Annotated in this window: 21 protein-coding genes; 13 read left to right on the forward strand and 8 right to left on the reverse strand. The window is 69.9% G+C overall.

Translation table 11 applies throughout. The annotated features are described in order from the left end of the window. Positions 1 to 513 (forward strand): hypothetical protein, encoded by a 513-nt coding sequence (locus tag J7E25_RS06745; RefSeq protein WP_214869154.1) that lies wholly within the window; start codon positions 1 to 3, stop codon positions 511 to 513. 45 nt (positions 514 to 558) lie between these two features. On the opposite strand, the gene J7E25_RS06750 is transcribed toward J7E25_RS06745, so the two are convergent. After that, complete coding sequence (locus J7E25_RS06750; RefSeq protein WP_214869155.1) at positions 559 to 1254, reverse strand: SDR family NAD(P)-dependent oxidoreductase; 696 nt, start codon at positions 1252 to 1254, stop codon at positions 559 to 561. Positions 1255 to 1355: 101 nt separating this feature from the next. Between J7E25_RS06750 and J7E25_RS06755 the strand changes: the two genes are divergently transcribed. Beyond that, positions 1356 to 2225: a helix-turn-helix transcriptional regulator gene (locus J7E25_RS06755; RefSeq protein ID WP_214869156.1), complete on the forward strand. Its 870-nt coding sequence runs from the start codon at positions 1356 to 1358 to the stop codon at positions 2223 to 2225. Between the two features lie 39 nt (positions 2226 to 2264). On the opposite strand, the gene J7E25_RS06760 is transcribed toward J7E25_RS06755, so the two are convergent. Genes J7E25_RS06760 through gndA form a run of 3 tightly spaced genes read right to left on the reverse strand, consistent with a single transcriptional unit; the run spans position 2265 to position 4443 of the window. Next, positions 2265 to 2630: a hypothetical protein gene (locus tag J7E25_RS06760; protein WP_214869157.1), complete on the reverse strand. Its 366-nt coding sequence runs from the start codon at positions 2628 to 2630 to the stop codon at positions 2265 to 2267. Continuing rightward, positions 2627 to 2965: a DUF202 domain-containing protein gene (locus J7E25_RS06765; protein WP_214869158.1), complete on the reverse strand. Its 339-nt coding sequence runs from the start codon at positions 2963 to 2965 to the stop codon at positions 2627 to 2629. Before J7E25_RS06765 ends, J7E25_RS06760 begins: the two co-directional genes overlap by 4 nt. Before the next feature lie 20 nt (positions 2966 to 2985). Next, positions 2986 to 4443: an NADP-dependent phosphogluconate dehydrogenase gene (gndA, locus tag J7E25_RS06770; protein ID WP_214869159.1), complete on the reverse strand. Its 1458-nt coding sequence runs from the start codon at positions 4441 to 4443 to the stop codon at positions 2986 to 2988. 223 nt (positions 4444 to 4666) lie between these two features. Between gndA and J7E25_RS06775 the strand changes: the two genes are divergently transcribed. From J7E25_RS06775 to J7E25_RS06790, 4 genes are all read left to right on the forward strand, one after another. After that, positions 4667 to 5188, forward strand: a complete 522-nt coding sequence (locus J7E25_RS06775) for a gluconokinase (RefSeq protein ID WP_308164407.1) — start codon at positions 4667 to 4669, stop codon at positions 5186 to 5188. A 66-nt stretch (positions 5189 to 5254) separates the two neighbouring features. Continuing rightward, positions 5255 to 6658, forward strand: coding sequence for a GntP family permease (locus J7E25_RS06780; protein ID WP_214869161.1), 1404 nt, complete (start codon positions 5255 to 5257; stop codon positions 6656 to 6658). 22 nt (positions 6659 to 6680) lie between these two features. After that, on the forward strand, positions 6681 to 7454 hold the full coding sequence (locus J7E25_RS06785) for an SDR family oxidoreductase (RefSeq protein ID WP_214869162.1): 774 nt from the start codon (positions 6681 to 6683) through the stop codon (positions 7452 to 7454). An 11-nt stretch (positions 7455 to 7465) separates the two neighbouring features. Next, complete coding sequence (locus J7E25_RS06790) at positions 7466 to 8530, forward strand: L-idonate 5-dehydrogenase (RefSeq protein WP_214869163.1); 1065 nt, start codon at positions 7466 to 7468, stop codon at positions 8528 to 8530. Between the two features lie 64 nt (positions 8531 to 8594). Here J7E25_RS06790 and J7E25_RS06795 read toward each other — a convergent pair whose 3' ends face one another. After that, the gene (locus J7E25_RS06795) at positions 8595 to 9311 is read right to left on the reverse strand and encodes a FadR/GntR family transcriptional regulator (protein ID WP_214869164.1); all 717 of its coding nucleotides are present in this window, start codon (positions 9309 to 9311) and stop codon (positions 8595 to 8597) included. A 242-nt stretch (positions 9312 to 9553) separates the two neighbouring features. Between J7E25_RS06795 and J7E25_RS06800 the strand changes: the two genes are divergently transcribed. Both J7E25_RS06800 and pth read left to right on the forward strand, forming a co-directional pair. Beyond that, the gene (locus J7E25_RS06800) at positions 9554 to 10183 is read left to right on the forward strand and encodes a 50S ribosomal protein L25/general stress protein Ctc (RefSeq protein ID WP_214869166.1); all 630 of its coding nucleotides are present in this window, start codon (positions 9554 to 9556) and stop codon (positions 10181 to 10183) included. A 93-nt stretch (positions 10184 to 10276) separates the two neighbouring features. Continuing rightward, positions 10277 to 10906, forward strand: a complete 630-nt coding sequence (pth, locus tag J7E25_RS06805) for an aminoacyl-tRNA hydrolase (RefSeq protein ID WP_215005582.1) — start codon at positions 10277 to 10279, stop codon at positions 10904 to 10906. A gap of 33 nt (positions 10907 to 10939) precedes the next feature. On the opposite strand, the gene J7E25_RS06810 is transcribed toward pth, so the two are convergent. After that, complete coding sequence (locus J7E25_RS06810; RefSeq protein WP_214869168.1) at positions 10940 to 11659, reverse strand: ribonuclease H; 720 nt, start codon at positions 11657 to 11659, stop codon at positions 10940 to 10942. A 113-nt stretch (positions 11660 to 11772) separates the two neighbouring features. Between J7E25_RS06810 and mfd the strand changes: the two genes are divergently transcribed. Beyond that, positions 11773 to 15471, forward strand: coding sequence for a transcription-repair coupling factor (mfd, locus tag J7E25_RS06815; RefSeq protein ID WP_214869170.1), 3699 nt, complete (start codon positions 11773 to 11775; stop codon positions 15469 to 15471). Positions 15472 to 15533: 62 nt separating this feature from the next. Here the strand turns inward: mfd and nhaB are convergent, their stop codons facing one another. Next, positions 15534 to 17132 carry a sodium/proton antiporter NhaB gene (nhaB, locus tag J7E25_RS06820; protein ID WP_214869172.1) on the reverse strand — a complete coding sequence of 533 codons (1599 nt, stop codon included), beginning with the start codon at positions 17130 to 17132 and terminating at the stop codon, positions 15534 to 15536. A gap of 83 nt (positions 17133 to 17215) precedes the next feature. Between nhaB and J7E25_RS06825 the strand changes: the two genes are divergently transcribed. The 3 genes from J7E25_RS06825 (at position 17216) to hisS (ending at position 19761) form a co-directional block, all read left to right on the forward strand. After that, entirely contained in the window at positions 17216 to 17926 is a 711-nt protein-coding gene (locus J7E25_RS06825) for a MazG family protein (protein ID WP_215005573.1), read from the forward strand. Between the two features lie 71 nt (positions 17927 to 17997). Next, positions 17998 to 18438 carry a hypothetical protein gene (locus tag J7E25_RS06830; protein ID WP_214869174.1) on the forward strand — a complete coding sequence of 147 codons (441 nt, stop codon included), beginning with the start codon at positions 17998 to 18000 and terminating at the stop codon, positions 18436 to 18438. 36 nt (positions 18439 to 18474) lie between these two features. Beyond that, on the forward strand, positions 18475 to 19761 hold the full coding sequence (gene hisS, locus J7E25_RS06835) for a histidine--tRNA ligase (protein ID WP_214869176.1): 1287 nt from the start codon (positions 18475 to 18477) through the stop codon (positions 19759 to 19761). Positions 19762 to 19872: 111 nt separating this feature from the next. On the opposite strand, the gene J7E25_RS06840 is transcribed toward hisS, so the two are convergent. After that, on the reverse strand, positions 19873 to 20106 hold the full coding sequence (locus J7E25_RS06840) for an endonuclease domain-containing protein (protein WP_214869178.1): 234 nt from the start codon (positions 20104 to 20106) through the stop codon (positions 19873 to 19875). A gap of 979 nt (positions 20107 to 21085) precedes the next feature. Between J7E25_RS06840 and eno the strand changes: the two genes are divergently transcribed. Next, on the forward strand, positions 21086 to 22366 hold the full coding sequence (gene eno / locus J7E25_RS06845; RefSeq protein ID WP_214869179.1) for a phosphopyruvate hydratase: 1281 nt from the start codon (positions 21086 to 21088) through the stop codon (positions 22364 to 22366). Positions 22367 to 22384: the final 18 nt, after the last annotated feature.

Here is a 22384-nt window from a genome sequence, read left to right on the forward strand (position 1 = left end):
ATGCCTTTCCTGTCTGTCGAGTCGGCCCGGGCCCTCGCCGAGTTGGTGGCGCTCGACGCGCTGAGCGACGACAGTGGCGGCGAGGTGACGCAGGTGACGCCGCTCGAGCGGCTCCGGGGCATCCGTTCGCTCATCACCGCCCTCGAGGCAGACCCGGCGTCGCTCGCCGCGGTGCGCGAGGCGCTCGACGCCGGCGAGGCCTGGGAGGAGATCGGGGATGCTGCGCGGCTCAGCCCCTCGGCCGCGAAGTACCGCTGGGCCGGCGACGACGAGGCGATCGCGGCGCGCCAGGAGGCGAGTCGTCGGCGCAAGCGCGATCGTCCGTCGAGTTCGCCCACCGAGCTGCCCGGGCTGGCGGTCGCCGAGGCGGCGGCGAGACTCGGTGTGACGCCGCAGGCGATCTACCAGCGGGTCACCCGGGGCCTCATGCGGGCCGAGACCGTCGAACTGCCCGACGGGCGGAAGTACAAGCGAGTGTTCCCCGACGAGACGCCGTCGGGCGACGATGGCTGAGTGCGCAGGTGAGTGCCCACGTCGACCGTCTCCCGGCGACTGCCGTCACCAAGCGATGGGTCCCGACGCGGCGAAGAAGGATCCCGTCGGTCCATCCGCACCGATGCTCGCCATCTGCACGATGATGGCTGCCCCCTCCGCAACGGTCTGGATGCCGCGGTGACCGTTCAGGTCGGTGGCGGTGTAGCCGGGGTCGACCACGTTGACGCGGAACCGCGGCAGGTCCTTCGCGTATTGCGTGGTGATCATGTTCACCGCGGTCTTCGACGAGGGATAGGCGATGCCGACGAGCCCGGACTCGAGCCGCTCCGGGTCGGTCGTGACTGCGAGCGAGCCCATCCCGCTGCCGACGTTGACGACGACGGGCGCTGCCGATCGCTCGAGCAGTGGGATGAACGCGTGCATCATGCGGACGATGCCGAAGACGTTCGTGTCGTAGACCTGCTGCACCTGCTCGGCGCGGGTGTCGCGCGGCGCGGCGAAGGTCCCCCCGATGCCGGCGTTGTTGACGAGCACGTCGAGCACGCCCTCGCGCTGCTCGATGAGGGCCGCCGCAGCGGCGACGGATGTGTCGTCGGTGACGTCGAGGGTCAGGTGACGGGCGCCGAGCCGAGCGGCTGCCGCTTCCCCGCGACCGGGGTCGCGGGCGCCGAGGTACACGGTGTGGCCGGCCTCCACGAGCGTGCGGGCGGTTTCGAATCCGAGGCCTTTGTTGCCTCCGGTGATGAGGGTGATGGTCATGTCCCCATCGTCGGATGCCGCATGCATTCCGCCCAGTCGTCTCCTGATCCTGGGACCGGCGGTACCACCCTCGCGATCGTGTTCCGGGCGATACTCGAAGGATGAGCGACGATGAGCGCGAGCTCGGCCGGATGCTGCGTTCTTGGCGCGATCGGGCCGATCCCGGTGAGGCCGGCATCCAGGTCGGCCGGAATCGGCGGTCGGCCGGCCTTCGACGCGAGGAGGTCGCGCTCGCGGCGGGACTCTCGGTGGACTACCTCACACGACTCGAACAGGGCCGCTCGCAGCATCCGTCGCCCCAGGTGCTCTCGGCGCTGGCCCGCACGCTTCGGCTGACCACCGCCGAGCGCGACCACCTGTTTCTGCTCGCCGGACTCCTCGCGCCGTCGGCCGGTGTCGTCGACGCGCACCTGACACCCGGGGTGCAGCGCCTCGTCGAAAGGATGCGCGACCTGCCCGTGGCCGTCTTCGACGCGCGTTGGACCCTCGTCACCTCGAACCCCCTCTGGGACGCGCTCATGGGCTCGCCGCTCGAGGGCACGGGGCACGAACGCAACCTCCCGTGGCAGATCTTCCTCGGTGCGCCGGGGCGTGTGCGCCACGATCCCGGCGAACGGAAGGCGCTCGAGGCGGAGGTGGTGGCCGACCTCCGTCAGGCGAATGCCCGATACCCGCACGACCGTGAGCTCGCTGAGCTCGTCGGTGTACTCCTCGCGGAGTCGACCCGATTCGCGGAGCTCTGGGCGCGATCCGACGTGTCGACGCACACGTCGGATCGCAAGACGATCGAGCATCCCGAGGTCGGGATGCTCACGCTCGACTGCGACGTGCTGACCGTGCAGGGCACCGACTTGCGGATCGTCGCCTACTCCGCCGAAACCGGAAGCGCGGATGCCGCGGCACTCGACCTGCTTCGCGTGATCGGGCAGGTGCCCGATGCTGCACCGCACACCGAAGCCGTGCCGCGGTGACGATCAGCCCGATCAGCCCGATCAGCCCGAGCCGCCCTATCAGCTCTGGCGCTCGTCGATGATCTGGAGGCGCGGCGCGCTCGGCAGGAGGCCGAGGTTCGCGATGTGCGTGCCGCCGCCGTGGCCCGCTGTGGCGAAGCACTGCCAGCCGGGGCCGCCGCGGGCGAACAGCTCGAACGAGATGCGGGATCCGAGGGCGTCGGCGTCGTAGACGGACACGTACTGGGCGCAGGCCCGATCGGCCGCCGCACGCGCGACGCCGTAGATGGAGAGCACGAGGGGCAGCACGAGGGCCCCGACGGCGATGAGTACGACCGCGCGGAGCACGCGCCGCCGCCGCGCTCCGAACACCGGCCGGTCGTCGTCGAACGGATCGCCGTCGAACTCGGGGTGCCGGTCGCTCATGACGCGCCTTCGAGGAACACTGCGCCGACGCCGCCGGCGCTCGCGAGGAGCGTGGCGGCGGCGACGCCGATCAGCGCGCCACGTGGCGGGGTGATCACGAGTCGAACGCCCGAGAGCTCCCGGCGGCGCACCGTGCCGACCGCGATCGCAGCGCCGGATGCCGCGAACAACAGCGCCCCGATCGCCACCAGCCACGGCTCGCCCACGACGAGACCGGCCCGCATCGAGAGCAGCGCGTTCACGGCGAGGGCGAGCGCCGTGCGACTCCACGCGAGAGCGGTGCGCTCGGGCTGGAGACCGGGGTCGCCGGTCGCCGCCATCGCGTGCGCGGTCATCGCAGACTCGCCGGCCCTCGTCAGTGCGAGGAGGGCGACGTCTCGATCTCGGTGCGGTCGCCCGACCAGAGCGTGTGGAACACGCCCGGCTTGTCGACGCGCTTGTACGTGTGGGCGCCGAAGAAGTCGCGCTGGCCCTGCACGAGCGCCGCGGGCAGTCGGGCCGCACGCAGGCCGTCGTAGTACGCGAGCGACGACGAGAATGCGGGCGTCGGGATGCCGGCGTAGGCCGCCGCGGCGACGACGCGCCGCCAGCTGTCTTGGGTGCCGGCGACCGCGTCGCGGAAGTAGGGGGCGGACACGAGCACGACGAGCTCGGGGTCGTCGCTGTAGGCGTCGGCGATGCGGTTCAGGAACCGGGCGCGGATGATGCAGCCGGCGCGCCAGATCTTCGCGATGTCGCCCTTCTTGATCTCCCAGCCGAACTGCTCGGCGCCGGCGACGATCTCGTCGAAGCCCTGCGAGTAGGCGATGATCTTCGACGCGTAGAGCGCCCGGCGCACGTCTTCGACGAATGCGTCTTCGTCGTCGGGACGCCAGTCGCCCGAGGGGCCCGGGAGGTCGCGTGCTGCTGCGCGCTGCGCGGGTCGCGACGAGAGGCTCCGGGCGAAGACCGCTTCGGCGATGCCCGAGACCGGCACGCCGAGGTCGAGGGCGTTCTGCACGGTCCACGCGCCGGTGCCCTTGGCGCCGGCCTGGTCGAGGATGACGTCGACGAGGGGCTGGCCGGTCGCGGCATCCGTCTGCCGGAGCACTTCGGCCGTGATCTCGATGAGGTAGCTCTCGAGCTCGCCGGTGTTCCACTCGGCGAAGATGTCGGCGATCTCTGCGGGGGACTTGCCGGTGCCCTGGCGGATGAGGTCGTAGGCCTCGGCGATGAGCTGCATGTCGGCGTACTCGATGCCGTTGTGCACCATCTTCACGAAGTGGCCCGCGCCGTCGGTGCCGACGTGGGTGACGCACGGCTCGCCCTCGGCGATCGCCGCGATCGAGGAGAGGATCGGGCCGAGGGTCTCGTAGGACTCGGCGCTGCCGCCGGGCATGATGCTCGGGCCCTTCAGCGCGCCCTCTTCGCCGCCGGAGATGCCGGCGCCGACGAAGTGGATGCCGCTGGGGCTGATCTGCTGCTCGCGGCGGATCGTGTCGAGGAAGTTCGCGTTGCCGCCGTCGACGATGATGTCGCCCGGCTCGAAGCGGGAGACGAGCTCGGAGATCACGGCGTCGGTGCCCTTGCCGGCCTGCACCATGATGACCGCGGTGCGCGGCTTGGCGAGCGAGGCGACGAACTCGTCGTAGCTCTCGGTCGCGACGAACCCGGCCTCGGGGTGCTCGCTCACGAGGGTGCGCGTGCGCTCGGGCGAGCGGTTGAACACGGCGACCGTGTTGCCCTCGCGACTCGCCAGATTGCGGGCGAGGTTGGACCCCATGACCGCCATTCCGACGACGCCGATGTTCGCTGCTGCCCGGCTGTCCGCCATCTTTCCTCCTCGCATCGCCCCGTGGGCGCGACGCTTCCATAGTTTTTGTCGGGATTCGGAACAAGCGTAACGACACTGCGCACATCCCGGCATCCGGATGACCTCTGGTGACCCGTGCGGAGGCTCGCCTCCGCTTTGTGGTAGCGTAGCGCCCGATAAATCTGATTTAAGACCGCTCGGTCGGTTGCTAATCGGATGTAATGAAGCGTCTGAGGAGCGAAGCGTGTCTGCGTCATCCATCCCACCACTCATCGTCATGGGGGTCTCCGGCTCGGGGAAGTCCACCATCGGCGAGTCCATTGCCCGCGCCTTCGGCATCGAGTTCATCGACGGCGATGACCTCCACCCACGCGCCAACAAGGAGAAGATGGCCGCGGGACATCCGCTCGACGACGAGGACCGCGCCCCATGGCTCGAGATCATCGCGCTGCGGATCGGAGCCGAAATCGCCGAGGGCCGGCCCATCGTCGTCGCCTGCTCCGCCTTGAAGCGCCGCTATCGCGACCAGCTCATCGCCTACGCGCCCGAAACCGTGTTCGTTCACCTCGTGGGCTCGCGTGACCTCATCGCCGAACGGCAGCGCGGGCGCCGGCACGAGTACATGCCCGACACCCTGCTCGCCTCGCAGTTCGAGACCCTCGAGCCGCTCGGCGACGACGAACGCGGCATCGTCGTCGACGTGCGACAGAGCCCCGACGAGATCGTCGACGAGGTTCGCACGCGACTCGCCGAGCTGACCGGCTGAGCACCAGCACTCCGCGCACGACCAGCATCACCACCGCCAACCGCCGTTTCGAACAGAAGGACAACGATGACCGACCTCGAACTCAACTGGACGCTCGGGACACCCGGGCTGCTGGGCGTCGCCGTCGCGGCGATCGCCGTGCTGCTGCTGCTCATCATGAAGTTCCGCATCCACGCGTTCATTGCGCTGGTGATCGTGAGCGTGCTCACCGCGATCGCCACGGGGGTGCCCGCCGGGCAGCTCGTGCCGACGCTGCTCACGGGCTTCGGCGGAACGCTCGGGAGCGTCGCCCTGCTCGTCGGGCTCGGCGCGATGCTCGGGCGCATGCTCGAGGTGAGCGGCGGCGCCGAGGTGCTGACGAACGCGCTCATCGCGAAGTTCGGCGAGAAGCGCGCACCGCTCGCACTGTCGGTCGCGTCGCTCATGTTCGGCTTCCCGATCTTCTTCGACGCGGGCCTCGTCGTCATGCTGCCGATCATCTTCACGGTCGCACGGCGCCTCGGCGGCTCGCTGCTGTTCTACGCGTTCCCCGCCGCGACCGCGTTCTCGGTCATGCACATCTTCGTGCCGCCGCACCCCGGCCCGGTCGCCGCGACCGGCCTCCTCGGTGCCGATGTCGGCCTCGTGCTCGTGTTCGGTCTCGTCATCGCCATCCCGACCTGGTACGTCGTGGGATACCTCTTCGGCCATGTGCTCGCGCGCCGGTTCGACATCCCCGTCCCGACCATCCTCGACGCCCCGGCCGGCTCGAAGGAGAACGAGTTCCACTCGGCGCCGAAGCTCGGCACGATCGTGTTCCTGCTGCTCCTGCCGCTCGGGCTGATCTTCATCAACACGGGCCTCAACATGGCGGCGACTGCCGGCCTCGTCTCGCTCGAGGACACCTGGGTGCAGGTGCTCCGCCTGCTCGGCGAGACGCCGATCGCGCTGCTCATCACCGTGATGTTCGCGATGTGGCTGCTCGGCTGGCGTCAGAAGAAGAGCCACAGCCTCGTCGAGACGGTCGTCGACAGCGCCCTCGGCCCGGTGTGCTCGATCATCCTCATCACGGGCGCCGGCGGCATGTTCGGTGGCGTGCTCCGCGCGAGCGGCATCGGCAACGCCATCGCGGAGTCGCTCGATTCGATCGGCCTGCCGGTGATCGTGGCGGGCTTCGTGATCGCCGCCGTCGTGCGTCTCGCCCAGGGTTCCGCGACCGTGGCGCTCACCACGGCCGCCGCGCTCGTGCAGCCCGTCGTGCTCGACAACCCCGCGTTCAATCCCGTCGAGCTCGTCGCGATCGTGCTGAGCCTCGCCGCGGGTTCGGTCTTCGCCGGGCACGTCAACGACTCGGGCTTCTGGCTCGTGAGCCGCTTCTTCGGCATGGACACGAAGACGACCCTGAAGACGTGGACGGTCGGCCAGGCACTCGTCGGCACTATGGGCTTCGTGCTCGCACTCGCGATCTTCCTGGTCGCGGGTGCGTTCTAGCCGGCCCCCGGGAAGGACGACCATGGCCTCGAACCTCTTCGATCTCACCGGGCGCATCGCGCTCGTCACCGGATCCAGCCGCGGCATCGGCCGCGCCATCGCTGCCGGACTCGCCGAGGCGGGGGCCACGGTCGTCCTGAACGGCCTCGACCCCGACCGACTCGAACGCAGGCACGCGGCGTTCGCGCTGGCATACGGCGACGAGCGCGTGGCGTCGCGTGCCTTCGATGTGACGGATGCCGCTGCCACGGCCGAGGGCATCGCCTCGATCGAGCGCGACGTCGGCCCCCTCGCGATCCTCGTCAACAACGCGGGTGTGCAGCACCGCGAGCCCATGCTCGACCTCGACGTGGCCGACTGGGAGCGCGTGCTCCGCGTGAACCTCACGAGCGCGTTCCTCGTCGGGCGTGAGGCGGCTCGCCACATGATCCCGCGCGGCGCGGGCAAGATCATCAACGTGGCATCCGTGCAGGCCGACCTCGCCCGGCCCACGATCGCGCCGTACACGGCATCGAAGGGTGGCATCCGCAACCTCACCCGTGCGATGACCGCCGAGTGGGCGGCGCACGGGCTGCAGATCAACGCGATCGCGCCCGGGTACATCCATACCGAGATGACGCAGAACCTCGTCGACGACGAGTCGTTCAACTCGTGGATCCTGGGACGAACCCCCGCCCATCGCTGGGGATCGGTCGAGGATCTCGTCGGGCCGGCGGTGTGGCTCGCCTCCGACGGTTCGAACTTCGTGAACGGCCAGGTGGTCTTCATCGACGGCGGCATGACGGCCGTGGTGTGAGAGGGAAGACGATGAACAGCATTCCGACCGAGATCGTGCTCCCCACCGAGAGCCTGGGCGTCGTCGCGCACGCCGCGGGAGACATGAGAGTCGAGCACGTCGCGGTGCCGGCGCCGGCGGCCGATGAGGCCGTCGTCGAGATCGCCTACGGCGGGGTCTGCGGGTCCGACCTGCACTACTGGCAGCACGGCGCGGCGGGGGAGTCGATCCTCCGCGCGCCGATGCTGCTCGGCCACGAGGTTGTGGGCACGGTCGTCGCCTCCGCTCGCGACGGCAGCGGTCCGGCGACCGGCACGCGGGTCGCCGTGCACCCGGCAACGCCTGGGCCAGGTGACGGCGCGCGCTTCCCGGCGGACCGCCCGAACCTCTCCCCGGGGTGCACCTACCTCGGCAGCGCCGCCCGAGTGCCGCACACCGACGGCGCCTTCGTACGGTACGCCGTGCTTCCGACTCGCATGCTCCGGGCGTTGCCCGACTCGCTCTCGCTTCGAGGAGCCGCCCTCGTCGAGCCCGCGAGCGTGGCCTGGCATGCGGTGTCGCGCGCCGGGAACGTGCGCGGTGCGCGGGTGCTCGTGGTCGGCAGCGGCCCCATCGGGGCGCTCGTGATCGCGGTGCTCCGGCGAGCGGGTGCCGCCGAGATCGTCGCCGTCGACATGTTCGAGAAGCCGCTCGCGATCGCTCGCGAACTCGGTGCCGCGAGAACCCTGCATGCGACGGATGCCGCCGCCATCGCCGCAGTCGAGGCCGACGTGGTGTTCGAGACCTCGGGCAACCACCGGGGACTCGCGTCGGCGGTGCGAGGCGCCGCCCGCGGAGGGCGGGTGGTCATGGTCGGACTCCTGCCGTCAGGCGAACAGCCCGCACTCATCTCGCTCGCGATCACCCGCGAACTCGAACTCGTCGGCTCCTTCCGGTTCAACGACGAGATCGACGAGGTGATCGCGGCGCTCGCCGACGGCAGCCTGTTCGTCGATCCGGTCATCACGCACGAGTTCCCCATGGCGGATGCGCTCGAGGCGTTCACGGTCGCGGTCGACGCGGGGGCGAGCGGCAAGGTGCTCCTCCGGTTCGATTAGGCCGGAGGCTGGAGGCTCAGGTCTGGCGGCTCAGGTCTGGAGGCTCGAGGCTGGAGGCTCGAGTTCAGCCGAGGAAGACGCGCTCGTCCTCGAGCCACACCTGTTCGACCTCGGCGATCGTGCGGCGCATGATCTGGTCCATTGCGGAGCGAGCCGCTTCGGCGCGGTGGCCCTGGATGGCATCGGCCACATCGACGTGGAGCTGGAGCGCCTCCTCGTGCGGTTGTGCGGGCATTAGCCCGTAGTCGGTGCGGCCGCGCAGCACTTCGCCGATCACTCCGCGCAGCTTCGAGAACATCTCGTTGCCCGAGGCGCTGAGCACGAGCGAGTGGAAGTGGATGTCGAGCACCAGAAACTCCTGCAGGCGCCCCGCCCGGCCGACGGCGCGCATCTGTGCGGCGACGCCCATGAGCTCGGCGGCGACGTCGGCGGGCGCGTGCACGGCCGCGAGCTCGGCCGCCGCCGGCTCAACCGCGGAGCGCAACTCGGTGAGCGAACGGAGCTGCGTGCCCTTTCCGCCCGAGCCGATCCGCCAGCGGATGATGGACGGATCGAACAGGTTCCAGTCGCTCATCGGCTGCACCCGGATGCCGACCCGCTTCACGGGGTCGACCAAGCCGAGCGACTGCAACACGCGCACCGCCTCGCGGACGACCGAGCGGGAGACGCGCAGCTCCGCCTCGACGTGCTCGGCGAGCATGATCGCTCCCGCAGGCAATTCGCCGGCGACGATGCGTCGCCCGAGCGCCTCGACGACGAGATCGTGCAGGCGGGAGCTCATGTCTCGAGGATAGCGAGCCGCGACCCGCGAAGCCGGGAGGGCGACGGGCTGGTAGACTCGGCCGTTGAACTTCGGCGAGGGATGCCGTGCGAATCGGGTTCGTCCTGATCGCGGCATCCGTGATCGACGCGGTGAAGCGGGCTTCAGGGCTTTCCTCACGCTACAGCGCACCTCGAGTGCGCGCGTTCGAGTCGAAACAACAGACACATGATCTGGGCCGAGAGCCCGCAAGGAGAATCACCATGGATGAAGACAACAAGGTCGTCGCTGACGCGCGCGAGTCCTTCGGCAAGGGCGCGGCCCGCAAGCTGCGCGCCTCCGGCAAGATCCCTGCCGTGCTCTACGGGCACGGCACCGACCCCCGTCACCTCGCCCTTCCGGCGCACCAGATCGGCCTCATCATCCGCAAGGCGAACGCCCTGCTCGACCTGCAGATCGAGGGCAAGAGCCAGCTCGCCCTGGTGAAGGACGTGCAGAAGGACCCGGTGCGCCAGATCATCGAGCACCTCGACCTCATCGTCGTCCGCAAGGGCGAGAAGGTCCAGGTCGAGGTTCCCGTGCACCTCTCGGGCGAGTCGTACCCCGGCACCATCGCCGACCTCGACGCGAAGACCCTGCTGCTCGAGGCCGAGGCCACGCACATCCCCGAGAACGTCGTCGTGAGCATCGAGGGCCTCGAAGACGGCGCGCAGATCCACGCGAAGGACGTCGAGCTCCCCAGCGGCTCGACGCTGCTCAGCGACCCCGAGACCCTCGTCGTGCTCGTGCACGAGCCGCAGAAGGTCGACCTCGGCGAGGAGGCCGCCGAGGCCGCCGCCGAAGCCGCCGCCGAAGAGGCCCCCGCCGAGGCCGAGGCCGAGTCGGCCGAGTAGGCACCGAACGAACGGGGCCCGCGGCGCCGCATCCGGGTACTCTCGGAATGCGGGTCGCGGGCCCCGCACCATTTCCAGCTGCAGGGAGGCGACATGGGCTTTCTCGACCTGCTGCGACCCCGCCGGAAGGACGACGCCGTGGCCGAGAACACGTGGCTCGTGGTCGGCCTCGGCAACCCCGGCGCGCAGTACGCCGGCAATCGGCACAACGTGGGCGAGATGGTCGCCGATGAGCTCGCCGCTCGCCTCGGGGCCGCGTTCAAGAGCCACAAGACGCCCGCTCGCGTCGCCGAGGGATTCCTGCGCCCCGGAGGGCCGAAGCTCGTCATCGCGAAGCCCAACGGCTACATGAACACCTCTGGCGGGCCGGTGTCGGCGCTCCTCAAGTTCTATTCGCTCGCGCCAAGCCGGCTCATCGTCGTGCACGACGAGCTCGACATCCCGTTCGACACCGTGCGCCTGAAGCAGGGCGGCGGCCACGGCGGCCACAACGGGCTGCGCGACATCGTGAAGGCCGTCGACTCGGGCGACTTCACCCGGGTTCGGGTCGGCATCGGCCGGCCTCCCGGCCGGCAGGACGCCGCAGACTTCGTGCTCAAGGACTTCTCCGGCACCGAGCGGGGCGCCTTGCCGAATCTGCTCTCGGATGCCGCGGATGCCGTCGAGGCGGTCGTGAGCGACGGTCTCGTCGCGGCGCAGCAGCGCTTCCACTCACCGGCGTAAGGCTGGCCCCGGCGTTGCCGGGTCGCCACGGAATCAGATGAGCCCGCGTAGGAACTCCTCAGGGGGCACGCCAGCGGCGCGGGCGCGTTCGATGAGGCGGGTGTGCTCCTCGGTGGTGAGCTCGAGGGTCATCGTCAGCCAGTCGGCCGACGGGTCGTCGAATTCGAAGAGCGCCGCGTCGTCGAGGGCGCGGTCGTCGTCGAGCTGGGATGCGACGTCGGAGGGTGCGACGTCGGTGACGGGAAGCGGCGGCTCGACCTGCAGCACGGGCGCAGCGGCATCCGACGGGGATGTACCGCCCCACCCCGGCCCCGTCGGGATCTCGAGACCGCGCTGGTAGGCCTCGGCGACCGCCCGGGCACGGAGGTCGGCCGCCTCGTTCAGCTCGTGGCCGATGTGCCCCTTCACCCACTCGAAGCGGTATCGGCGACCGGCGATCGCCTCGTCGAGCTCGCGCAGGAGCTCGACGTTCATGACCGGCTTGCCATCGGCCTTGCGCCAGCCCTTGCGCTTCCAGCCGGGCATCCACTTCGTCACCGAATTGATCACGTACTGGCTGTCGCACTGCACGAGGAGTTCGTCGTCGAGGTGCGCAGTCGCCCGGAAGAGCTCGAGCACGGCCTTCAGCTCGCCCTGATTGTTCGTGGCGTGCTTCCACCCGCCCGCCGCCCAGCGCGTCTCGTCGACGAACCAGGCCCAACCGGCCGGACCCGGGTTGCCGAGGGCCGATCCATCGGCGGCGGCGATGATCATGTCGAGGGCCTCCTGGTGTTCGCGTGCGGCGCCCATCGTATCGGCACGCGCCGACGGTCATCTGTGCACTCCACCCCCGCCGGAGCGTCGGATGCCGCGCGTAGACTCGTGCGGTGACACTCGATGGCTTGCTCACGGCGCTCTCCCGCGCCTCCACGATCGACGGCGCGCTCGCGCAGGCCACCAGGAACGCCGACTTCTCGGCGCCCGACGGACTCGATGCGCCGCTGCTGGCCGGCCTGCTCCGCCGGCGTGCCGAGGCGGGGCTGCCGCCGTCGCTCCTCGTGGTCACGGCGACCAGCCGAGAGGGTGAATCGGTGCGTGCCTCGATCGCGCCGTACTTCAGCGACGCCGAGATCCTCGAGTTCCCCGCGTGGGAGACGCTGCCGCACGAACGGCTGAGTCCGAGCGCCGAGACCGTGGGCCGCCGGCTCCATGCGCTGCGGCGCATGCACGAGTGGCAGGAGGCCGGGTCCCGGCATCCGCTCGTCATCGTCGCGTCCGTGCGGTCCGCCTTACAGCCCCTCGCCGACAACCTGGCCGAGCTCGCTCCGGTCGAACTCGTCGCGGGCGGGCGAGGGTACGACCTCGCCGAGATCTCGTCGAAGCTCGTCGACCTCGCATATTCCCGTGTCGACATGGTGGCGCGGCGCGGCGAGTTCGCGGTTCGCGGCGGCATCCTCGACGTGTTCCCGCCCACGGCCGACCACCCGGTGCGCGTCGAGTTCTTCGGCGACGAGGTCGAGGAGCTCCGTTCGTTCTCCGTCGCCGACCAGCGTTCGCTGCCCGAGCCGATCGAGCGCGTCGAGCTCTCGCCGAGCCGCGAGCTCCTGCTCACGCCGTCGGTGCGCCAGCGCGCGCGAGAGATGGTGCATGAGTTCCCGAGCCTCTCCGGGTTGCTCGAGAAGGTCGCCGAGGGCATCCCCGTCGAGGGCATGGAGTCCCTCGCGCCGGCGCTCCTCGACCGGCTCGTGCCGCTCACGCGCTATTTGCCCGAAGGTGCTGCGGTCGCGGTGCTCGCCCCCGAGCGGGTGGCCGGCCGTGCCGTGAGCCTCGGCGAGACGAACCGCGAGTTCCTCGCCGCCGCGTGGAGCGCCGCGACGGCGGGCGCCGAGGCGCCGATCGATCTCGCCGCGGGCGACTTCCTGACCATGCGCGCCTTGCGCGAGGCGGCGCTCTTCAGTGCGCCGGGGGAGCCCGATCCGCGACGCGTGTGGTGGACCTTCAGCGGGTTCGACCTCGGCGACGCGGCCGACGTCGTGACCGGCTCGAGCGCGGCGGGTGGGTCGAGCGCGGCAGGCGGCGGCGCCACGGCCGACACCTCCTACATCCGCCTCGCGGCGAACGCGGTGCCGAGCTTCCAGGGCAACGTCGCCGGTGCCGTCGATCATGCCGCCGAGCGCCTTCGCGACGGGTGGAGCCTCGTGGTGGCATCCGCCGGTCACGGGCTGGTGGAGCGAGCACGCGACGTGCTCGCCGAGCAGGGCCTCGCGGCACGCATCGTCGACGAGGTGCCGGCCGTGTTCGAGCCCGGCGTCGCGTTCCTCGTGCAGGCCGACGCGGCTCGCGGGTTCGAGGTGCCCGAGGCCAAGCTCGGCCTGATCGCCGAGGCCGAGTTCTACGGGCGCGCCGCAGGGTACGACTCCCGGCAGGGCAAGAAGCTCGCGAGCCGCCGGCGCAACGTCGTCGACCCGCTGCAGCTGAAGGCGGGCGACTTCGTCGTGCACCAGACGCACGGCATCGGCCGATTCGTCGAGATGGTGCAGCGCGAGGTCGCCACGGGCAGTCGTCCAACCGGCCCCAGCCGCACCGCCGGCATCCAGCAGGCGCCGACCGCGGTGCGCGAGTACCTCGTGATCGAGTACGCACCGTCCAAGCGCGGGCAGGCCGGCGACAAGCTCTACGTGCCCACCGACCAGCTCGACCTGCTCAGCCGCTACGTCGGCGGCGAGGCGCCGTCGCTCTCGAAGATGGGCGGCAGCGACTGGTCCCAGGCGAAGGGCCGCGCCCGCAAGGCGGTGCGCGAGATCGCCGTCGAGCTCGTGAAGCTCTACTCGGCGCGCATGGCCGCGAAGGGCCACGCGTTCGGCCCCGACACTCCCTGGCAGCACGAGCTCGAGGAGGCGTTCCCCTATACCGAGACGCCCGACCAGGTGCAGACGATCGACGAGGTGAAGGCCGACATGGAACGGCCCATCCCAATGGACCGCCTGCTCGCGGGTGACGTGGGATTCGGCAAGACCGAGGTCGCCGTGCGGGCCGCATTCAAGGCCATCCAAGACGGCAAGCAAGTGGCGATGCTCGTGCCGACGACCCTGCTCGTGAAGCAGCACTTCGAGACGTTCACCGAGCGCTTCGCCGGATTCCCCGTGCACGTGCGGGCCCTCTCGCGCTTCCAGACCGACAAAGAGGCGCGCGAGACCATCGCCGGGCTCGCCGACGGCACGATCGACCTCGTGATCGGCACGCATCGGCTGCTCACCGAGCAGATCCGGTTCAAAGACGTGGGCCTGCTCATCGTCGACGAGGAGCAGCGTTTCGGCGTCGAGCACAAAGACGCGCTCAAGAAGCTGAAGACCAACGTCGACATCCTGGCCATGAGCGCGACCCCCATCCCGCGCACGCTCGAGATGGCCGTCACCGGCATCCGCGAGATGTCGACCCTCGCGACACCGCCCGAAGACCGGCATCCGATCCTCACGTTCGTCGGGCCGTACTCCGAGCAGCAGGTCGCCGCGGCGATCCGCCGCGAGATGCTCCGCGAGGGCCAGATCTTCTTCGTGCACAATCGCGTCTCGTCGATCAACCGGGTCGCGGCCCAGCTCGCCGAACTCGTTCCCGAGGCGCGCATCGCGGTGGCGCATGGCCAGCTCAACGAGCACGTGCTCGAGCAGATCGTCGTCGACTTCTGGGAGCGCAAGTTCGACGTGCTCGTCTCGACGACCATCATCGAGACCGGCCTCGACATCACCAACGCGAACACGATCATCATCGACCGCGCCGACAAGTACGGGCTCTCGCAGCTGCATCAGTTGCGCGGCCGCGTCGGCCGTGGCCGCGAGCGCGCCTACGCGTACTTCCTCTGGGACCCGCAGAAGCCCCTCTCCGAGACCGCGCACGACCGCCTCTCGACCATCGCGGCGAACAACGAGCTCGGCAGCGGCATCCAGGTGGCGCTGAAAGACCTCGAGATCCGCGGCGCGGGCAATCTTCTGGGAGCCGAGCAGGCCGGGCACATCGCCGGCGTCGGGTTCGACCTCTACCTGCGCATGATCGGCGAGGCCGTGTCGGCGTTCCGCGGCGACGTCGCCGAAGGGCAGACCGAGTTGCGGCTCGAGCTTCCCGTCGACGCGCACATCCCCGAGGAGTACGTCGACAGCGAGCGGCTCCGACTCGAGGCGTACCAGAAGCTCTCGGCGGCAAGCGGGCCAGCGGCGAAGGAGGACCAGATCGGCGCGGTGCTCGACGAGCTCGTCGACCGCTACGGTTCGCCTCCCGACGCCGTCAAGCACCTCATCGCGATCTCCCGGCTCCGTCGGCGGGCGCAGCTCGCCGGTCTCTCCGAGGTCCTCGCCACCGGTTCGAAACTCCGCATCGCGCCAGCGGCGATCCCCGACTCGCGTCGCGTTCGCCTCGAGCGGCTCTATCCGGGGGCACGACACTTCGCGCAGAACGACGTCATCCTCGTGCCGTTCCCGATGCCAGGCGGCGAGCCGCTCGGCGACGGCGAGCTCATCGAGTGGGTCGCCAAGCTGATCACGGCGATCTTCCCGGTGCCAGAGGTGGCGGTCGATGCATCCGCCACCGCCTGACGGCCCGAGCGCGCGAGCACGCGCGTGCGCGTGCGGGTCCGCGAGCGCGAGCGCGCCAGAAGCTAGACCAGGAAGTTCATCGCGAGCAACGCCGTCGTCGTCATCGTGATCGTGTAGGGCAGGGCCATCCAGAGCATCTGCAGGTAGCCGAGCCGGATGAGCGGCGCGAGTGCCGACGTCAGGAGGAACAGGAAGGCCGCCTGGCCGTTCGGCGTCGCGATGCTCGGCACGTTCGTGCCCGCGTTGACGGCGATGGCGAGCGCCTCGAACTGCTCGCGATTGATCGTGCCGGCGCTGAAGGCGTTCGCGACTTCCGTGATGTACACGGTCGCGACGAAGACGTTGTCGCTGATGGCGGAGAGCACGCCTGCCGCGATGAAGAGCCACGTCAGTTGCTGTGGCCCGTCTCGCGCGAGCACGAGATCGATGACCGGCGTGAACAGGCCCTGGTCGTTGATCACGGCCACGATCGCGAAGAACGTCACGAGCAGTGCTGTGAACGGCAGCGCCTCTTGGAAGGCGTGGCCGAGCGAGTGCTCGTGGATCACGCCGTTGAACGCCGTCGCGACCACGATCACCATGAGGCCGATGAGTCCGACCTCAGCGACGTGAAGCGCGAGCGCCGCGACGAGCGCGAGAGCGGTGAAGGTCTGGACCGTCAGCCGGGCGCGGCGGCGCGGGCCGCTCTTGGCCGCCTCTGCCCGCTCCCACCGCTCCATGACCTCGCGCACCGACGCGGGCAGCTCGGCGCCGTAGCCGAACCAGCGAGTCTTCTCGAGCAGCACGGTCGTGAGGAGTCCGACGATCAGGACGGGAATCGAAACTGGCAGCATCTGCACCAGGAACTCGCCGAAGCCCCATCCGACGAGCTCGCCGATGAGGAGGTTCTGCGGCTCGCCCACGAGCGTCGCGAGTCCGCCGAGCGCAGTGCCGACCGCGGCGTGCATCATGATGTTGCGCAGGAAGTGGCGAAAGCGATCGAGGTCGCCCCTCATCGGGTCGTTCACGAGTTCGTCGTCGTCGTGGTCGTGCTCGTCGTCGATGGCCCGATTCGAGGCGAAGCGGTGATAGACGGAGTAGAGCCCGGTTGCGACCGCGATGATGACCGCGATCACCGTGAGCGCGTCGAGGAACGCCGAGAGCAGCGCCGCTACCCCGGTGAAGGTGAGCGAGAGCAGGAGCTTGGAGCGCACCGCGACGAGCAGCTTGGTGAACACCACCAGCAACAGCTCTCGCATGAAGTAGATGCCCGCGACCATGAACATCAGCAGCAGGATGACGGCGAAGTTCGCCTGCGTCTCGTGGTACACGCTCTCGGGGCTCGTCATGCCGATGACGACGGCCTCGATCGCAATGAGGCCGCCGGGCTGGAGTGGGTAGCACTTCAGCGCCATCGCGAGGGTGAAGATGAACTCGGCCACGAAGATCCAGCCGGTGGCGAAGGGCCCGAGCGCGAGGAGGAAGAGCGGATTCAGCGCCAGGAACGCGACGATCGTCATCTTGTACCAGCGGGGCGCGTCACCGAGGAAGTTGCGCGCCAGGGCGATCGAGTACTCACGAACCATGCAGACCCCTGTTCGGCGACGCCCGTCGATGGCGGTGCGGCGCGGGAAGACGTTGATGACGGCGGTCTCCCGCCGGCCGACCAGACTTCCCGGCACTCCGCGTCCGATCCTATCGGGCGGGCGGGGCGGAGCGCCTACCATGGCTGCGAGGGCGGGGCTCCGCCCGGACGGGAGCGATCGTGGGCGACATCCGACCTGGGAGCACGGCGGAGTCCACCGCGCGTGCCGCCACGCACCTCGAGGAGCTCATCGACACCGTCGCGCTGCTTCGCGCTCCGGGCGGCTGCCCGTGGGACGCCGACCAGACGCACGCCTCGCTCGTGCAGTACCTCGTCGAGGAGAGCTGGGAGCTCATCGACGCCATCGAGTCGGGCGACCGCGACGAGATGATCGAGGAGCTCGGCGACGTGCTCTACCAGGTGCTCTTCCACGCCGACATCGCCGCGCACACCGACGGTGAGCGCTTCGACATCCAAGACGTCGCGTCGCACATGACCGCGAAGATGGTGTCGCGGCATCCGCACGTCTTCGGCGGCGACCGCACGGCCGAGACCGCCGCAGACGTCGTCTCGTTCTGGGATGAGCTGAAGGCCGACGAGAAGCCGCATCGCACGAGCGTGCTCGACGGCATTCCGCGCGGCATGCCGGCGCTCGCGCTCGCGCAGAAGGTGCTCGGCAAGGCCGAGAAGGTCGGCGTGACGGATGCTGCGACCGGGGCGGCACTCGAGGCCCCGGCGTTCGCCGACGAGGCTGAACTCGGTGCCGCGCTGCTCGCGACCGTCGCCGCGGCACGCGCCGGGGGACTCGACGCCGAACGGGCGCTCCGTCACGCCGTGCGCACGCTCGAAGACGAGGTCCGCGCCGCGGAGCGGCAGGGCGCCGCAGGGTAGTGGCGCTCGCCGCACCATCCCGGCGGCGGGTCGGATCGCGGATGCCGCGCCGTCGGCGTAGCGTCTGGGGCATGGGCATCGAGGAGCAGCGCCTCTCCGAGTTCTTCGACCGCTACGCCGAGGCGTTGCGCGCCTTCGACGCGGAGGCGACGGCCAGGCTCTGGGGCCTGCCGGGCATGCTCATCACCGACGAGTTCGCGGGCGCACTCGAGAGTCGAGCCGACCTGGCCGACGCGCTCGCCTCGTCGTACCCGCTCTACCGCCGGCTCGGGCTCGACTCGGCCGTGCCGGAGATCCGCGCGATCAGCGCCCTCACCGATCGCATCTCGACCGTGCGACTGCGGTGGAGCTACCTCGACGATGCCGACGAGCTCATCGTGACGAGCGACTACGAGTACCTCGTGCGCGACGACGCCGACGGCCTGCACATCTACCTCGCGGTCGGCATCGACGAGATGGACGCGCTGCGCCGGGCGGCCGTCGCGCGTGACGTCGACCTCGACCTGGGATGAGCAGTCACAGCTCGCGCCGCTGACAGAATGGACGGCATGGCCGCCTCCGTCACCCCGCCGCGTGGAATGCGCGACTTCCTCCCGGCCGAGAAGGCCGTGCGCGAGCACGCCCTCGGCGTCATCCGCGACGTCTACGCCGCGCACGGCTTCGACGAGATCGAGACGCCCGTCATGGAGGACTCGTCGCGACTGCACGCAGGGCTCGGCGGCGACAACGAGAAGCTCGCGTTCGCGGTCATGAGACGCGGGCTCACGGCCGAAGACCTCGAGCGCGCCGCCGCGGGGGCCGACGCGCTCTCGCTCGCCGACCTCGGCTTGCGCTACGACCTCACCGTTCCGCTCGCGCGCTTCTACGCCACGCACCGCGCGGCGCTCCCGCCCGTCTTCCGCTCGATCCAGATCGCACCGGTGTGGCGTGCCGAACGCCCGCAGAAGGGCCGCTATCGGCAGTTCGTGCAGTGCGACATCGACATCATCGGCGAGGCCGGCCACCTTGCCGAGCTCGAGCTCCTCACGGCGACGGTCGCGACGCTCGATGCCCTGGGCCTCGGCGGATGCGTCATCCGCTTGAACGACCGGCGAATCCTCGCCGGCATCCTCGATTCGTGGGCCGTGCCGGCCGAGGTGCGCGAACGCGCCCTCATCACGATCGACAAGCTCGACAAGATCGGCCCCGCGGGCGTCGCCGCCGAACTGCGCGAGCTCGGGATCGAGCCGGCGGATGCCTCGACCGGGCTCAGCACCGATGTCGCCGCCGAGCTCGAAGCACTTGCGAACGCCGACTGGCACCTCGCCGACGGCATCGTGCGGCCTCCGGCCTGGCTCGACCTCGACGCCTACGCTGCGCTGCGGGAGCTCCGCGACGCCCTGCCCGGCGCGGCCATTGAGTTCGACCCCACGCTCGTGCGTGGCATGGGCTACTACACGGGCACGATCTTCGAGGTCGCCCACCCCAACCTCGACTATTCGCTCGGCGGCGGCGGCCGCTACGACGGCATGATCGGACGCTTCCTCGGGCAGGAGGTGCCTGCGTGCGGCTTCTCGATCGGATTCGAGCGCATCGTCGACCTGCTCGAGATGAGCCACGAGGCCAAGCCGCGTTCCGTGGTGCTCGTGTACGACGCCGAGACCCCGCCCGCGACGCTCCTCGCCGTGAAGGCCGAGCTCGTGGCATCCGGCACCCGCGTTCGCCTCGAGCGCCGCACGAAGAACCTGCGCGCCCTGCTCGATCGTGTGACGGCCGACGGGTTCGATGCCTTCGCGCCGATCACGGCCGAGACGACGGATGCCGCGTCGCTCGCGTTCCGCGACCTCGGCGCCTGACCCGCCGGCTCGCCGCCCGCTGACTCGCCGGCCGCCCTACTGCACGCCCGCATTCATCGAGTGGGCGAAAATGGCGGCCTTCCTACGGCGGAGGCCGCCAACATCGCCCACTCATTGCGCTCCGGGGATTCGTCTGGCTTCGCAGGCTCGCCGGACCCGCGCGATGAGCCGCTCCGGCTCGTGAAAGACGGCACGAGAGGTGACACGGATGACGCGCCAGCCCGCATCCTCGAACAACTCGCGCCGCTCGATGTCCCGGTGCCACCTCCCCGCGTCGCGATGATCGTCTCCTTCGTACTCGATCGCGATGCGCAGGTCGGGGTAGGCAAGGTCGGGGTGAAGCACGATCGATCCATCGCCAACGGGCACGGGCACGCCGATCAGCGGCTCGGGAAGGCCCCCGGCGACGAGCAGAAGGCGCATCAGGGTTACCATCCTCGAGTCGACCCCGGTGCGGAGACGAGGGAGCGCCCCACCTGGCCGAGGCCACTCCCCGCATGCGTGGGTGTGTACGGATCGCACGTTCGAGCGACGCGAGATCGGAGAGGGGTGGCTCACCGTTTCGGCGGCTCTGCACTGCGCCGCTGATCAGGAAGTCACCGACCGCCGTGAGGTCCTGAGCGCTCAATGCCGACGCCAGCTGCATCCACATCGTCTCCGCCGTGACCACCGGCAATCCGTGCAGGAAAGAGACCGGGAACGACGACCTGGTGCGGTGGCCGCATGAGCCTGATGTGCGCGCCCGGGTCGTCGTGGCGCTCAAGACATGCAGCGGCCTGATCGCGCCGGCACTGTGCGGAAGGGGAGCACCATAGAGGAGCGCGGCAGTGGTGTGGCTGAATGCCTCACCGGGTCGCAGGAGTGGTTCGTAGGCGTTGCACGCGTCGACGATGGATGCGATGTCGAGGCCCATCGCGCTGACGCCGAAGAAGGGATGATCCACCTGCTGCGTGCGGAGTCGCGCCCGCGTCGTTCCGAATGCCGCGTGTTCACTCGTGCGGATGGCGGCGCCGTTCGGAATCGGCGGTCGTGCAGGAGCGGGTCGCATCGGGCCATCGTCGCCGCGACGGCTCGTCATGGTGCGAAGTTGTCCACAGCGCAGGCGCGCATCCGCGGCATCCGACGTGAGTGGGCGATGTTGGCTGAAAAACCTGTGCCATTCGCACCAACTTCGCCCACTCGATGGGATAGCGGCGATGGATCGGCTCGAGGCGCCCGCGCCATCGGACGGCGGCGCGCAGCGGCATCCGCGTCGTCCTAGACTGACTGGCGGATCACGACGGAGTCGTCCGACGCACACCCCCCCATCACAGAGGAGTCCACTGTGGCATTCATCGAAGCTGTAGGCGCTCGCGAGATTCTCGACTCTCGCGGCAACCCCACCGTCGAGGTCGAGGTGCTGCTCGACGACGGCTCGCTCGCGCGCGCTGCGGTTCCCTCGGGCGCGTCCACCGGCGCCTTCGAGGCATACGAGCTGCGCGACGGCGACAGCGACCGCTACCTCGGCAAGGGCGTGCAGAAGGCCGTCGACGCCGTGCTCGACGAGCTCGGCCCGGCCGTCGAAGACCTCGACGCGAGCGACCAGCGCCTCGTCGACACCGCCCTCCTGCAGGCCGACGGCACCGAGAACAAGAGCCGCCTCGGCGCGAACGCGATCCTCGGCGTGAGCCTCGCGGTCGCAAAGGCCGCCGCCGACTCGGCCGACCTGCCGCTCTTCCGCTATCTCGGCGGCCCGAACGCCCACGTGCTGCCCGTGCCGATGATGAACATCATCAACGGCGGCGCGCACGCCGACACGGGCGTCGACATCCAGGAGTTCATGGTGCTGCCCATCGGCGCGCCGACGTACTCCGAGGGCCTCCGCTGGGGCGTCGAGACGTACCACGCGCTGAAGAGCCTGCTGAAGTCGAAGGGCCTGTCCACCGGCCTCGGCGACGAGGGCGGCTTCGCGCCCGACCTCGCGAACAACCGCGCGGCGCTCGACCTGATCGCCGAAGCGATCGGCAAGGCGGGCTTCACGCTCGGCACCGACATCGCCCTCGGCCTGGATGTCGCGGCCACCGAGTTCTTCGAGAACGGCGTGTACCGCTTCGAGGGCAAGGACCGCACCGCGGCCGAGATGAACGCGTACTACGGCGAGCTCGCCGCGGCCTACCCGCTCATCTCCATCGAAGACCCGCTCGACGAGAACGACTGGGAGGGCTGGGCCGACCTCACCTCGGAGCTCGGCACCAAGCTGCAGCTCGTGGGCGACGACCTCTTCGTCACGAACCCGAAGCGACTCGCCGACGGCATCGCCAAGCACGCGGGCAACTCGATCCTCGTGAAGGTGAACCAGATCGGCTCGCTCACCGAGACGCTCGACGCGGTGAAGCTCGCGCAGCGCTCCGGTTACACCGCGGTGCTCTCGCACCGTTCCGGCGAGACCGAGGACACCACGATCGCCGACCTCGCCGTCGCGACCGACTGCGGTCAGATCAAGACGGGCGCGCCCGCCCGGAGCGAGCGCGTGGCCAAGTACAATCAGCTTCTGAGGATCGAAGAGGAACTCGGTGAGGCCGCGGAGTACGCCGGCCGCACGGCGTTCCCCCGCTTCACGGCGTGAGCAGGTGCATCGGGGGTG

Source organism: Agromyces sp. ISL-38, assembly GCF_018613935.1.
Classification (GTDB): Bacteria; Actinomycetota; Actinomycetes; order Actinomycetales; family Microbacteriaceae; genus Agromyces.

Excerpts from the sequence above, each read along its gene's own strand:
- J7E25_RS06745 (WP_214869154.1), top strand. The coding sequence starts at position 1 with ATGCCTTTCCTGTCTGTCGAGTCGGCCCGGGCCCTCGCCGAGTTGGTG.
- J7E25_RS06750 (WP_214869155.1), bottom strand. The coding sequence starts at position 1,254 with ATGACCATCACCCTCATCACCGGAGGCAACAAAGGCCTCGGATTCGAA.
- J7E25_RS06755 (WP_214869156.1), top strand. The coding sequence starts at position 1,356 with ATGAGCGACGATGAGCGCGAGCTCGGCCGGATGCTGCGTTCTTGGCGC.
- J7E25_RS06760 (WP_214869157.1), bottom strand. The coding sequence starts at position 2,630 with ATGAGCGACCGGCACCCCGAGTTCGACGGCGATCCGTTCGACGACGAC.
- J7E25_RS06765 (WP_214869158.1), bottom strand. The coding sequence starts at position 2,965 with ATGACCGCGCACGCGATGGCGGCGACCGGCGACCCCGGTCTCCAGCCC.
- gndA (WP_214869159.1), bottom strand. The coding sequence starts at position 4,443 with ATGGCGGACAGCCGGGCAGCAGCGAACATCGGCGTCGTCGGAATGGCG.
- J7E25_RS06780 (WP_214869161.1), top strand. The coding sequence starts at position 5,255 with ATGACCGACCTCGAACTCAACTGGACGCTCGGGACACCCGGGCTGCTG.
- J7E25_RS06785 (WP_214869162.1), top strand. The coding sequence starts at position 6,681 with ATGGCCTCGAACCTCTTCGATCTCACCGGGCGCATCGCGCTCGTCACC.
- J7E25_RS06790 (WP_214869163.1), top strand. The coding sequence starts at position 7,466 with ATGAACAGCATTCCGACCGAGATCGTGCTCCCCACCGAGAGCCTGGGC.
- J7E25_RS06795 (WP_214869164.1), bottom strand. The coding sequence starts at position 9,311 with ATGAGCTCCCGCCTGCACGATCTCGTCGTCGAGGCGCTCGGGCGACGC.
- J7E25_RS06800 (WP_214869166.1), top strand. The coding sequence starts at position 9,554 with ATGGATGAAGACAACAAGGTCGTCGCTGACGCGCGCGAGTCCTTCGGC.
- pth (WP_215005582.1), top strand. The coding sequence starts at position 10,277 with ATGGGCTTTCTCGACCTGCTGCGACCCCGCCGGAAGGACGACGCCGTG.
- J7E25_RS06810 (WP_214869168.1), bottom strand. The coding sequence starts at position 11,659 with ATGATCATCGCCGCCGCCGATGGATCGGCCCTCGGCAACCCGGGTCCG.
- J7E25_RS06830 (WP_214869174.1), top strand. The coding sequence starts at position 17,998 with ATGGGCATCGAGGAGCAGCGCCTCTCCGAGTTCTTCGACCGCTACGCC.
- hisS (WP_214869176.1), top strand. The coding sequence starts at position 18,475 with ATGGCCGCCTCCGTCACCCCGCCGCGTGGAATGCGCGACTTCCTCCCG.